This is a genomic window from Pseudomonas poae, assembly GCA_028869255.1.
Lineage (GTDB): Bacteria > Pseudomonadota > Gammaproteobacteria > Pseudomonadales > Pseudomonadaceae > Aquipseudomonas > Aquipseudomonas poae_C.
This window is the reverse complement of the sequence record CP110972.1, coordinates 4,049,174-4,062,069: the sequence shown is the minus strand read 5'-3', so window position 1 is coordinate 4,062,069 and position 12,896 is coordinate 4,049,174. Positions and strand designations below refer to the sequence as shown.

Sequence of the window (12,896 nt, the reverse complement as noted above, 5' to 3'; positions counted from 1 at the left end):
TTGCATCCGCTAAGCTAGCCGCCATGCCGATTTCAGCTATTTACTCGCAACCCGTTGTGCTCACCGCGCCAATCGCGCCGGGTGAGTGCGACGGGTTGTGTGCGTTATTTAAGGAAGGTTTATGACTGCTGCGCTGCAAGGTTCTTTGATGGTCGACGTTGCCGGTACCTGGCTCACGGCCGAGGATCGCCATCTGTTGCGTCAGCCTGAGGTGGGCGGCCTGATCATTTTTGCGCGCAATATCGAGCACCCACGGCAAGTGCGCGAATTGAGCGCAGCGATTCGTGCCGTGCGCCCGGACCTGCTGCTGGCGGTCGACCAGGAAGGCGGGCGCGTGCAGCGTCTGCGCCAGGGTTTTGTGCGCTTGCCCGCGATGCGTGCGTTGGCGGATAACCCCAATGCCGAGTACCTGGCCGAGCAGTGCGGCTGGCTCATGGCCACAGAAGTGCTCGCCGTGGGCCTGGACCTGAGCTTCGCCCCGGTGCTGGACCTCGACTATCAACGCAGCGCCGTGGTCGGCACCCGTTCTTTTGAAGGCAACCCCGAGCGCGCCGCCGTGCTCGCCGGCGCCTTTATTCGCGGCATGAACAGCGCCGGCATGGCCGCCACCGGTAAACACTTCCCGGGCCACGGCTGGGCCGAGGCCGATTCCCACGTCGCGATCCCTAATGACGAACGCAGCCTGGAACAGATTCGCGCCAATGACCTGGTGCCTTTCGCACGGCTGAGCAAGCAGTTGGCGGCGGTAATGCCGGCCCACGTCATCTACCCGCAGGTGGATGCGCAGCCCGCCGGCTTCTCGCGCCGCTGGTTGCAGGACATCCTGCGCGGCGAGTTGCAGTTTGATGGGGTGATTTTCAGCGACGACCTGTCGATGGCCGGTGCTCATGTGGTGGGTGATGCGGCCAGCCGGATTGAGGCGGCGCTGACGGCGGGTTGCGATATGGGGCTGGTGTGCAATGACCGTGCGGCAGCCGAGTTGGCGTTGAGCGCGGCGCAGCGGATGAAGGTGACACCTTCGGCGCGGATTGCGCGGATGCGGGGGCAGGCGATTGCTTCGACGGAGTACAAGCAGGATCCGCGCTGGTTGGCGGCGGTTACGGCGTTGCGGGATGCTCAACTGATCGACTGAAAACTGCGGCGCGCCTATCGCAGGCAAGCCAGCTCCCACCTTTGATGTGTGAATGCATTCAAGGGTGGGAGCTGGCTTGCCTGCGATAGCGATCTAACAGTTAACGCTTCTCTTGTTTGTGCGGCAATGGCGCAAACAACGCCTCTATATCGTCGTTACCCAACTGCCAATCCCCGGTCGTACGCCCATCCAGCACGCCCGCCGCCAGGTCGGACTTTTCCTTCTGCAGGTGCTGGATTTTCTCCTCCACCGTACCGCGGGCAATCATCTTGTAGACGAACACCGGTTTCTCCTGGCCGATGCGATAGGCGCGGTCGGTCGCCTGGTTTTCCGTAGCCGGATTCCACCATGGGTCGTAGTGAATCACGGTGTCGGCTTCGGTCAGGTTCAAGCCCACGCCGCCGGCCTTCAGGCTGATCAGAAAAATCTGCAGCTTGCCGCTCTGGAAATCCTTCACTGGCGTGCGCCGATCGCGGGTCTGGCCGGTCAACAGGGCGTAGGCAACGCCGCGCCTTTTAAGCTCGACTTCGATCAGGCTCAGCATTGAGGTGAACTGGGAAAACAGCAGGATTCGACGCCCCTCGGCAAACAGCTCCTCAAGCATCTCCATCAGGCTGTCGAGCTTGCCCGAGCTGCTGCCACGGGCGGGTAGGGTGGCGTCGTTGACCAGCCGCAGGTCGCAGCACACCTGGCGCAGCTTGAGCAGCGCCTCAAGGATGATGATCTGGCTGCGCGCCACACCTTTGCGGGTGATTTCGTCGCGGACCTTCTTGTCCATGGCCAGGCGCATGGTTTCGTACACGTCGCGCTGGGCCTCATTGAGGTCGACCCAGTGGATGATCTCGGTTTTGGGCGGCAATTCCGTAGCGACCTGTTCCTTGGTGCGGCGCAGCAGGAAGGGTTTTATCCGACCGTTGAGGTGCTGCAATCGCACATCACTGGCGCGCTTTTCGATGGGCACGCGGTAATCGCGGTTAAAGCTTTTTACATCGCCCAGCCAGCCCGGCAGCAGGAAGTGGAACAGCGACCACAGCTCGCCCAGGTGGTTTTCCAGCGGCGTGCCACTCAGGCACAGGCGCTGGCGGGCATTCAGCACGCGGGCCGCCTGGGCTGCCTTGCTGTTGGGGTTCTTGATGTATTGGGCTTCGTCGAGGATCAGCACATGCAAGGGCAGGGCGGCGAGCTGTTCGATGTCTTTGGGCAGCAGCGCGTAAGTGGTCAGCAGCAGGTCGTAGTCCTGCAGGTTGGCGAAGTGCTTTTTACGTGTCGCGCCGTATAGCGCCAGTACTTTGAGTTGCGGCGTAAAGTGCGCCGCCTCGTCGAGCCAGTTGGGGATCAAGCTGGTGGGCATCACCACCATGCAGGGTCGGTCCAGGCGCCCGGCGGCTTTCTCGCTGAGAATATGCGCCAGGGTCTGTAGAGTTTTGCCCAAGCCCATGTCATCCGCAAGAATCCCGCCGACGTCCAGTTGGCGCAACGACTGCATCCAGCTCAACCCTTCGAGCTGATAGGGGCGCAAGGTCGCGTTCAAGCCTTCGGGCGCCACACAGGTGAAGTCCTTGATGTCGCGCAGGCGCTGGGCGAAATTGCGGATTTTTTCGCCGCCCTCCCATTGCAGCGGCAGGTCTTCCAGCGGGTTGAGGCGAATCGCATCCGCCTTGGCCAGGCGCAAGCTGGTGGTGCCGGTTTCCTGCAGGTAAAACTCGCCAAGGGTGGCCAGCACCGGTTTCAGCCGGCCGTAGGGCAGTGCCACTTGCAGCGGGCCGTGGCCATTGGGCAGGCCGGGGATATTCACCAGGATCAGTTCTTCATCACGGCGCCGGGCGAGTTTTTCCGGGTTGAGGATCTCGGTGTGCGAGCGCATCAGGTTGAGCAGGATCGGCAGCAGGCTCAATCGCTCGCCATTGACGATGATCCCCAGTTCAAGGTCGAACCAGTCGCGTTCCGGGCCGTCATCGACGGTGGCATACCAGTCGTCGACGGCGCTGAGGTCGAAGCCGAAGTCTTCATCGATCTGCAGCTCCCAACCCTCGGCCCGCAAAGTCGGCGATGCATTGAGGGTAAAGTTCAGCCAGGCGCTGTCATTGACCATCTCGAACAGCTCGCCGGCACTTTCCGGCAGGGCTTTGCTCTGGCGTGTGGCGATCTTGAAGCCGAGCAGGCGCAGTTGCTCGCGATACGGTTGCTCCAGCTCCGGATGGCGTTTGATGCGCAGGCTCTGGGTTTCCTGGCGTACGATGATGTCGGCGTTTTTCTGCCCGCTGACATAGTTGCCCAGGTAGTTGAACGACAGCGCCGCCCGATGCTGGATATAGCGCTGCATCTTGCCGTTGCGCGGTTCAAACGCGCTGAACTCGACACTCGCCAGCCACAGGCGTGGCACGGGCCGCACCTCTTCCATCACCACTTGGGGCAGCGCCACGCGGTTATCCAGCACCGCCTGGAGTTTTTCCAGCAGCTCGGCATCCTGGGCGGCGGCCGGGTAGGCCAGGGTTTCCTGGACCTTGAGCAGCACCGCCGCAATATGTTTGCAGTTGGTGTGCACCGGGCAGGTACAGCGGCTGTCCACCAGGATCAGCATGCCCTTGGCTGATTCGCGCAGCGAAATGGTCTGCCGATAGACGTTGCCGCCCGAGCCCTCGCAACTGGCAACGATCGTGCTATCGCCGGACTCGACGATGCGCACACGGTTTTCCAGGGCATAGCGCCGCCCGCGCTCAAGGCTTTGCTCTTTAAAGCGATTGGCCCACGAAGGGGCCAGGGGTTTGGTCAACGACGACGTCAGGGGCATGGCGCTGGATCAGTCCTGGATGTCGGGCGGTGGTGCGCTGGGGGGCTTGGCGGTCAGCGAAGTGATCTTGATCAGCAGCGCCAAGTGGCCGCCGTCGAGGTAGTTGAGTTGATTGTTCTTGGTGCGCACGTCTTTTTGCGCCAGGTGTTCGCTGGCGATCACGCTGCCATTACTGTCGAACTGGTTGATCCAGAAATCGGCGTCGATATCGGTGAAACGCCCCAGTTGCAGGCTCAACACGCCCTCGATGGGGAACTGGCCGAATTGCTCCGGGCCGTCGGTGATCGCGATTTTTACCGGTTGCTCACCGAGGTTCTGTTCCCAGGCTTTGTGTGCCAGCACGGTATAGCTGTTATCGGCGCGAAGCTTGTCGACGATATTGCTCAGGCGCGGCGGGCTCATTTTTTCGCCCAGGCGCATGGCGCCGGCATCCCAGTTTTCCGGCGCGGCGCGGCTATTGATCACCGGCTCCGCGTTCTGGCGCACCAGGATCATCTCCACCTGGTACGGGCTGTCGGCAAATGCCGAAGGTGCAACGACCACCAAAATCAGGCTCAAAATGCGGAACAGGCGCATTGGGGCGTCCTTCAAGCAGTTTTCGGGATGAGGCGCTCGAACAACGCCTCCAATGTATTAAAGCGTTCTTCGGCACGTTCCATCGGCACCATGAACTTGAACAGCGTAGCCCTTCGAACTTGTAGCGGTTGGGCTGGCCCTGGATCAGCTTGATCAGCACCAACGGGTCTACCGGCGTCTGCGCTTCAAACTCGATACGCCCGCCCTGCGGTCCGGCGTCGACTTTCTTGATGCCCAACTGTTCGGCCTGCAATTTGAGCAGGGTCAGGCGCACCAGGTTCTTGGTCGGTTCCGGCAACAGGCCGAAGCGGTCGATCATCTCCACTTGCAGGTCCTTGAGACCGTCTTCGTCGGTGGCCGACGCGATGCGCTTGTACAGGATCAGCCGCGCATGCACGTCCGGCAGGTAGTCCTCGGGGATCAACGCCGGCAAGCGCAGGTTGATTTCCGGACCGCCGCCCAGGGGTTGATCGAGGTTCGGTTGCTCGCCCTTGCGAATGGCTTTCACCGCACGCTCAAGCATCTCCATGTACAGGGTGAAGCCCACGGCCTGGATCTGCCCGCTCTGGCCGTCGCCCAGCAGCTCGCCGGCGCCACGGATTTCCAGGTCGTTGGTGGCCAGTACAAAACCGGCGCCCAGGTCCTGGGTGTTGGCGATGGCTTCCAGGCGCTTTTCCGCATCCCCGGTGATCTGTTGGCGTGGCGGCGTCAGCAGGTACGCATACGCCTGGTGGTGACTACGCCCGACGCGGCCGCGCAGCTGATGCAGCTGGGCCAGGCCGAATTTGTCGGCACGCTCGATGATGATGGTGTTGGCGCTCGGCACGTCGATGCCGGTCTCGATGATGGTCGAGGCGATCAGCACGTTGAAGCGCTTGTGGTAGAAGTCGCTCATCACCTGTTCGAGTTCACGTTCGCGCATCTGCCCATGGCCGATGGCGATGCGGGCTTCCGGCACCAGTTCGGCGAGGTCGGCGGCGCACTTCTCGATGGTTTTCACATCGTTGTGCAGGTAGTAAACCTGGCCACCGCGCAGCAATTCGCGCAGCAGCGCCTCCTTGACCGTGCTTTTGTTCTGCTCCATCACAAAGGTGCGCACCGACAACCGGCGCGCCGGTGGCGTGGCGATGATCGACAGGTCGCGCATGCCCGACACCGCCATGTTCAGCGTGCGCGGAATCGGTGTGGCGGTGAGGGTGAGGATATCGACTTCGCTGCGCAGGGCCTTGAGCTGTTCTTTCTGACGCACGCCAAAACGGTGTTCTTCGTCGATGATCACCAGGCCGAGGTTCTTGATCTTCACGTCGTCCGACAGCAGCTTGTGCGTACCGATCACGATGTCGATCTTGCCTTCGGCCAAATCAGCGACGGCGGCATTCACTTCCTTGGCGGACTTGAAACGGCTCATCACCTCCACGCTCACCGGCCAGTCGGCGAAGCGGTCGCGGAAGCTGTTGTAGTGCTGCTGGGCGAGCAGGGTGGTGGGCACCAGAATCGCCACCTGCTTGCCGCCATGCACGGCAATAAAGGCGGCGCGCATCGCCACTTCGGTTTTGCCGAAGCCCACGTCGCCGCACACCAGGCGGTCCATCGGCTTGGGCGCGAGCATGTCGGCGCGTACGGCTTCGATGGTGGTTTGCTGGTCCGGGGTTTCTTCGAAGGCAAAGCCGGCGCTAAAGGTCGCGTAGTCAGTTTTGGGGTCGGCGAAGGCATACCCTTCGCGGGCGGCGCGGCGGGCATAGATGTCGAGCAGTTCGGCCGCCACATCGCGTACCTGTTCGGCGGCCTTGCGCTTGGCTTTCTGCCAAGTCTCCGAGCCCAGGCGGTGCAACGGCGCCAGGGCGTCATCGCTGCCGGTGTAGCGGGCGATCAAGTGCAGGCTGGCCACCGGCACATACAGCTTGGCGCCCTCGGCGTATTCCATGGTGAGGAATTCGGCGGCCTGGTTGTCGATCTCCAGGGTTTGCAGGCCCAGGTAGCGGCCCACACCGTGGTCGATATGCACCACCGGCGCGCCTTCGCGCAGTTCGGTGAGGTTCTTGATCACCGCGTCGTTGTTGGCGTCTGCGCGCTTTTCACGGCGCCGGCGCTGCATCACACGTTGGCCGAACAGCGGGCTTTCGGCGATCAATGCCAGGGCCGGGTCGTCCAGCAGCAAGCCTTCATCCAGCGGCGCGATGGTGATCGCCAGGCGCTCTTTGCTCGCGATGAAGTCCGGCCAACTGTCGACGGTTTTCGGGCGCAGCTTCAGGCGTTCGAGCAATTCCAGCAGCACTTCGCGACGCCCCGCCGATTCGGCGGTAAACAGCACGCGGCCGGGGAAGTCGCCGAGGAAGTTGGACAGTGCTTCCAGCGGCTGCGTGGCTTTGGCCTGAATCGCCAGGTCCGGCAGCGTGCCTGCCGGGAAGCGTTCGCGGCCGCTGCCGGCGTCCACGTCCTGCTGGCTGGCGACCACCCGTGGCCAGTTTTTCAGGCGGGCGAAGCAGTCTTCCACCGGCAGGAACAACTCAGCAGGCGGCAATAAAGGACGTGAAGGATCAACGCGGCGCTCTTCATAGCGGTTGCGCACATCGTTCCAGAAGTTTTCCGCCGCTTGCTCGATGCCCGGCAGCGAGAACACTTGGGTGTCCAGGGGCAGGTAATCGAACAGGGTGGAGGTTTCGTCGAAGAACAGCGGCAAGTAGTACTCGATACCGGCCGGTGTAATCCCGCTGCTTAAATCCTGAAAGATCGGGCAGCGGCGGAAGTCCACATCGAAGCGTTCGCGAAAGCGTGCCTTGAAGCGCGTGACCGCATCTTTTTGCAGCGGGAATTCCCGTGCCGGCAGCAGCTTGATCGACTCTACTTTATCGATGGAGCGCTGGTTGTCCGGGTCGAAGGTGCGCAGGGTCTCGATTTCGTCATCGAACAAGTCGATGCGATACGGCAATTTGCTGCCCATCGGGAACAGGTCGATCAGCGCACCGCGCACCGCGAACTCACCGTGTTCGTACACCGTGTCGACGCAGCGGTAGCCGCTGGCTTCAAGGCGCGTGCGCATCTGCTCGACGTCAAGCTTCTGGCCGACATCCAGCACCAAGCTGCTGCCCAGCAGGAACTTGGTCGGCGCCAAGCGGTGCAGGGCCGTGGTAATCGGCACCACCAGCACGCCGTGGGCCAGTTCCGGCAAGCGGTAGAGGCTGGCGATGCGCTGGGAGATGATGTCCTGGTGCGGCGAGAACAGGTCGTAGGGCAGGGTTTCCCAGTCGGGAAAATGCAGCACCGGCAAATCGGGGGCGAAGAAGCTCAGCTCCTGCTCCAGCCGCTCGGCACTTTGGCTGTCGGCGGTAAGCAGCAGGGTAAAGCGCTTGGCTGCGCTGGCAGCCTCGGCGATGGCCAGGCTCAGGGCGGCACCGGGCAGGTTGCCCCAGTGCTGTTTACCTGCCGCGGCAGGGAGAAGCGGTAGACGCAGAACGGGCACGGAAGGTTGAGCTCCAAGCGTTGCGACAAAGTCGGTAATTGTAACGGCCCGAGGTGCCGCCTGTCAGTTGCTGACTGAGCCTATTACGGTTTGTAGGAAATGTAGTGGCTAAGACAAACAATGGCGTGTTTTGACTCAATATGTAGTGCCATTTTGCGCGGATGTTTCGGAGAGTTACGGACAAGTCGGCGTAGGCGCTTGACTAGTGGCCTTCTGGAACCCGCGTATTTACTGGGCTGCAGCGCAGTGTTGTTTTTTGGCAAGGGGTTTTTGTTGTGGGTCGCGCATTGCTCCGAGGGCGGTCGGGCGGCATAATGTAGCCCCTTTTTTCAGCCCCTACATGTGGAAGGTTCCCGTGACTCAGAAGCCCGACCAGTGTCTTGGTGAATGGATCGACCGTGAAGCACTCGCAGAAGCGATGATCCCGCTTATCGGTCAGCTGTACCGCAATAACAATGTGGTGAGCTCGATCTATGGCCGCAGCCTGATCAACCAGTCAGTCATCGCGATTCTCAAGGCGCATCGCTTTGCTCGCCATCGTTCTGCCGACGATAGCGAACTCTCCGTCCACGAAACATTCCCTCTGCTTAAGGCCATGAGCGAGCTCAAGCTCGGCGCGGCTTCGGTAGACCTGGGCAAACTGGCCTACAAATTCCGCAAGGAAGGCGCTGGCCGCACCGCCGAGCAGTTCGTGCGTGAAGAAATGGCCGATGTGGTCGGCCAGCAAAACGCCGCCGCCCGCAAAGGCACCGACGTTGTGCTGTACGGCTTCGGTCGTATCGGCCGCCTGCTGGCGCGCATCCTGATCGAGAAAACCGGTGGCGGCGACGGCCTGCGCCTGCGTGCCATCGTGGTGCGCAAAGGCGCCGAAAACGACCTGACCAAGCGCGCCAGCCTGTTGCGTCGCGATTCGGTACACGGTCCGTTCAACGGCACCATCGTCATCGACGAAGAAAACAACACCATCACCGCCAACGGTAACCTGATCCAGGTGATCTACGCGAAGAACCCGGCCGAGGTGGATTACACCCAGTACGGCATCAAGGACGCGCTGCTGGTGGACAACACCGGTGTGTGGCGTGATGCCGAAGGTCTGGGCCAGCACCTGGCCTGCCCGGGTGTCGACCGCGTTGTGTTGACCGCGCCTGGCAAGGGCAAGCTGAAGAACATCGTGCACGGCATCAACCACGGCGAAATCACCGCTGACGATAAGATCGTGTCCGCTGCGTCCTGCACCACCAATGCCATCGTGCCGGTGCTGAAGGCGGTAAATGACAAGTTCGGCATCGTTAACGGGCACGTTGAAACCGTTCACTCGTACACCAACGACCAGAACCTGATCGACAACTTCCACAAAGGCGATCGCCGTGGCCGCAGCGCCGCGTTGAACATGGTGATCACCGAGACCGGTGCTGCCACCGCCGCTGCCAAGGCTCTGCCTGAGCTGGCTGGCAAGCTGACCGGTAACGCGATCCGCGTGCCGACGCCGAACGTGTCGATGGCCATTCTCAACCTGAACCTTGAGAACGCCGCCACCCGTGAAGAGATGAACGAGTACCTGCGCTACATGGCGCTGCACTCCGATCTGCATAAGCAAATCGACTTCGTTAATTCGCAGGAAGTGGTCTCCACCGACTTCGTGGGCTCGCGCCACGCTGGTGTGGTGGATGCCGAGGCAACCATTAGCCAGGACAACCGCGTTGTGCTGTACGTTTGGTACGACAACGAGTTCGGTTACAGCTGCCAGGTGGTTCGCGTGATGGAAGACATGGCCGGGGTCAACCCGCCTGCGTTCCCGCGCTAAGCGTTTGCGCTGAATGAAAAAGCCCCGACTGGTTCGGGGCTTTTTTGTGCCTGGGTTTTGTGGTGGTAGGGGAGGGCCTCATCGCAGGCAAGCCAGCTCCCACATTTTGATTTGCGAACACATTCAAATGTGGGAGCTGGCTTGCCTGCGATGGGGCCATCAGTCCAAAAGCTTGCTGCGCAGGCTGTCGGACAACCCCTTGGGCGCCAGCCAGATCCCCAGGTAGGCCCTGGCCAGTTCATCATCCCGACTGCTGAACACCACCTGCCCATTGATCTCCAGGTTCAAGCCACGGCCTGGGTGAAAGTCCAGGGCATATCGATCACCGCTACGGATGTTGCGAAAGCTGGCATGCAGCTTGTCTATCTCGGGCTTCAGTCGGGCGCTGGCTTGCTGGCGTTCCAGCGTGGCAGTGGCGGCCTTGATCACATCATTGCGGTCGATGTCGCGAAAGTAATACAGCACCAGACGCAGCGCTTTGCGCTGGTCCCAGGCTTGTTTGGCGCCCAGTTCCTGCGGGGCATACAGCGCGGCCGCGTACACATCCGCCCAGAGATAGGTGAGCACCGCCTGGTTTTTCAGGGCCAGTGCCTGGACCTGTGCCGGGAAGTCGGCCTGCTTGAGTCGATCCGCTTCATTGGCTTGCGCCGTGAGCGACAACATCAGCAATAAACCGATAAATACATGCCGCATAATGGTTCGTCCTGAAAAGGGGGCGTGTATACAGGTTAATTGAATTTCCGGTAGTGGTAGGGTTTCGCGATAATCTGCGGGGGTGTAGTAAAGGCAAGACTGGCCTACGACGCGACCAAGGGTTAATGTGCGCGGCGTTGAGCCTTATATAGACTGTGCCCCGGTTCACACACTTGAGCCGAATTGTCCTTCATGACCGCTGGCCGCGGCATGATTTAGCCAGGCGTTCAACCGTGCGCCTGGCCTGTTCTGAGGAGTACGCATGGCTGTCTACAACTACGACGTGGTGGTACTGGGTTCCGGCCCGGCTGGAGAAGGTGCGGCGATGAACGCCGCGAAGGCAGGGCGCAAGGTGGCGATGGTCGATAGCCGTCGCCAGGTCGGCGGTAACTGCACCCACCTGGGCACCATCCCGTCCAAGGCCTTGCGTCACTCGGTGCGCCAGATCATGCAGTTCAACACCAACCCGATGTTCCGGGCGATTGGTGAGCCGCGCTGGTTTTCGTTCCCGGACGTACTGAAAAGCGCCGAGAAGGTGATTTCCAAGCAAGTGGCGTCGCGCACCGGTTACTACGCCCGTAACCGTGTCGACCTGTTCTTCGGCACCGGCAGCTTCGCCGACGAGCAAACCATCGAAGTGGTCTGCCCCAACGGCGTGGTCGAGAAGCTGGTGGCCAAGCACATCATCATCGCCACCGGTTCGCGCCCGTATCGCCCGGCGGATATCGATTTCCACCACCCGCGTATCTACGATAGCGACACCATCCTGAGCCTGGGTCACACCCCGCGCAAACTGATCATCTATGGCGCCGGCGTGATCGGCTGTGAATACGCCTCGATCTTCAGCGGCCTGGGTGTACTGGTGGAGCTGGTGGATAACCGCGACCAGTTGCTGAGCTTCCTCGACTCGGAAATTTCCCAGGCGTTGAGCTACCACTTCAGCAACAACAACATCACCGTGCGCCACAACGAAGAGTACGAGCGGGTCGAGGGCCTGGATAACGGGGTGATCCTGCACCTCAAGTCCGGCAAGAAGATCAAGGCCGATGCCTTGCTGTGGTGCAACGGCCGTACCGGCAACACCGACAAGCTGGGCATGGAAAACATCGGGGTCAAGGTCAACAGCCGTGGCCAGATCGAAGTGGACGAGAACTACCGCACCTGCGTGACGAATATCTACGGTGCCGGTGACGTGATCGGTTGGCCAAGCCTGGCGAGTGCCGCACATGACCAGGGCCGCTCGGCGGCTGGCAGCATTATCGACAATGGCAGTTGGCGTTATGTGAACGACGTGCCGACCGGGATCTACACCATTCCGGAGATCAGCTCGATCGGCAAGAACGAACACGAACTGACCAAGGCCAAGGTGCCTTACGAAGTGGGCAAGGCGTTCTTCAAGAGCATGGCGCGTGCGCAGATCGCCGGTGAGCCGCAAGGCATGCTGAAGATTCTGTTCCACCGCGAGACCCTGGAAGTCCTCGGCGTGCATTGTTTCGGCTACCAGGCGTCGGAAATCGTGCACATCGGCCAGGCCATCATGAACCAGCCGGGTGAGCTCAATACGCTGAAGTATTTTGTTAACACTACGTTCAACTACCCGACCATGGCTGAAGCCTATCGGGTAGCGGCCTACGACGGCCTCAACCGGCTTTTTTGAGCGGCTCCGGCCGGTGGCCTGAGCCGGCCGGGGAGACCGATTTCAGTAATTCTCGAGGGTGGCAGTGGCCAAACCGGGAAAGTCTGTAATCAGGCTATCTACGCCGAAGTCGGCGAGCCTGCGCATCAGCGCAGGTTCGTTGACTGTCCACACGGACACGTGCAAACCCTGGCGCTGGGCTTTTTCCAGACGTTCAGGGGTGCACAACGTCCAGTTCAACGCCAAGTACTCACAGCCATAGTTCTGCGCGACCTTCAACGGGTCGAGCCAGGCGTATTCGGCGACCAGGCCGCGTGACAGGTCCGGGGTGAGTTCCACGGCGGCTTTTAATACTTCCCGCGAGCTTGAGGTCACGGTGACCTTGTCCATCAGGCCGTGACGCACAGCCATCTCACGAATCGCCAGCACGGTCGTCGCAGCGCGGGTGCGCGAAGCGCTTTTGACTTCCAGTTGCCAGTGATCGAAGTCGCATTGCTCAAACAGCTCCTCCAGACGCGGGATCGGGCAGGGCTTGACCCAGCCCGGGCCGCCTTTGCGCGCGTCCATCTTCACCAGGTCCGCCGCCGAATACTCGACGACTTTGCCACGCCGGTCGGTGGTGCGTTTCAGGGTCGGGTCGTGGATGACCATCAACTCACCGTCCATGGACAGGTGCAAATCCAGTTCGCAACGGCGTACACCGTGCTTGAGGCACTCCTGGAAGCTGGTCAGGGTGTTTTCCGGTGCTTCGCCTTTGGCACCGCGGTGGCCGTAAATCAGGGTCACAGTTGCTCCTTTGCGCCA

The 12,896-nt window shown here is 61.2% G+C and carries 7 protein-coding genes and 1 pseudogene; 3 read left to right on the top strand and 5 right to left on the bottom strand.

Features of this window, described 5'->3' with window-relative positions:
* The first annotated feature begins 121 nt into the window (after positions 1-121).
* Positions 122-1,132 (top strand): beta-N-acetylhexosaminidase, encoded by a 1,011-nt coding sequence (gene nagZ / locus LRS56_18330; protein WDU60813.1) that lies wholly within the window; start codon positions 122-124, stop codon positions 1,130-1,132.
* Positions 1,133-1,232: 100 nt separating this feature from the next.
* Here the strand turns inward: nagZ and LRS56_18325 are convergent, their stop codons facing one another.
* The 3 genes and pseudogenes from LRS56_18325 to mfd all read right to left on the bottom strand — a co-directional run bounded on the left by LRS56_18325 (position 1,233) and on the right by mfd (position 7,959).
* Positions 1,233-3,923, bottom strand: a complete 2,691-nt coding sequence (locus tag LRS56_18325; GenBank protein WDU60812.1) for a DEAD/DEAH box helicase — start codon at positions 3,921-3,923, stop codon at positions 1,233-1,235.
* Positions 3,924-3,932: 9 nt separating this feature from the next.
* Positions 3,933-4,499, bottom strand: a complete 567-nt coding sequence (locus LRS56_18320; protein ID WDU60811.1) for a CsiV family protein — start codon at positions 4,497-4,499, stop codon at positions 3,933-3,935.
* A gap of 11 nt (positions 4,500-4,510) precedes the next feature.
* A pseudogene (gene mfd / locus LRS56_18315) lies at positions 4,511-7,959 on the bottom strand (transcription-repair coupling factor).
* Between the two features lie 340 nt (positions 7,960-8,299).
* On the opposite strand from mfd, the gene LRS56_18310 reads away from it, so the two are divergent.
* Entirely contained in the window at positions 8,300-9,763 is a 1,464-nt protein-coding gene (locus LRS56_18310) for a glyceraldehyde-3-phosphate dehydrogenase (protein WDU60810.1), read from the top strand.
* Positions 9,764-9,922: 159 nt separating this feature from the next.
* Here the strand turns inward: LRS56_18310 and LRS56_18305 are convergent, their stop codons facing one another.
* Positions 9,923-10,456 (bottom strand): chalcone isomerase family protein, encoded by a 534-nt coding sequence (locus LRS56_18305; GenBank protein WDU60809.1) that lies wholly within the window; start codon positions 10,454-10,456, stop codon positions 9,923-9,925.
* A gap of 262 nt (positions 10,457-10,718) precedes the next feature.
* On the opposite strand from LRS56_18305, the gene sthA reads away from it, so the two are divergent.
* Positions 10,719-12,113 carry a Si-specific NAD(P)(+) transhydrogenase gene (gene sthA / locus LRS56_18300; protein WDU60808.1) on the top strand — a complete coding sequence of 465 codons (1,395 nt, stop codon included), beginning with the start codon at positions 10,719-10,721 and terminating at the stop codon, positions 12,111-12,113.
* Positions 12,114-12,155: 42 nt separating this feature from the next.
* Here the strand turns inward: sthA and LRS56_18295 are convergent, their stop codons facing one another.
* Entirely contained in the window at positions 12,156-12,878 is a 723-nt protein-coding gene (locus LRS56_18295) for a glycerophosphodiester phosphodiesterase family protein (GenBank protein WDU60807.1), read from the bottom strand.
* Positions 12,879-12,896 lie beyond the last annotated feature (18 nt).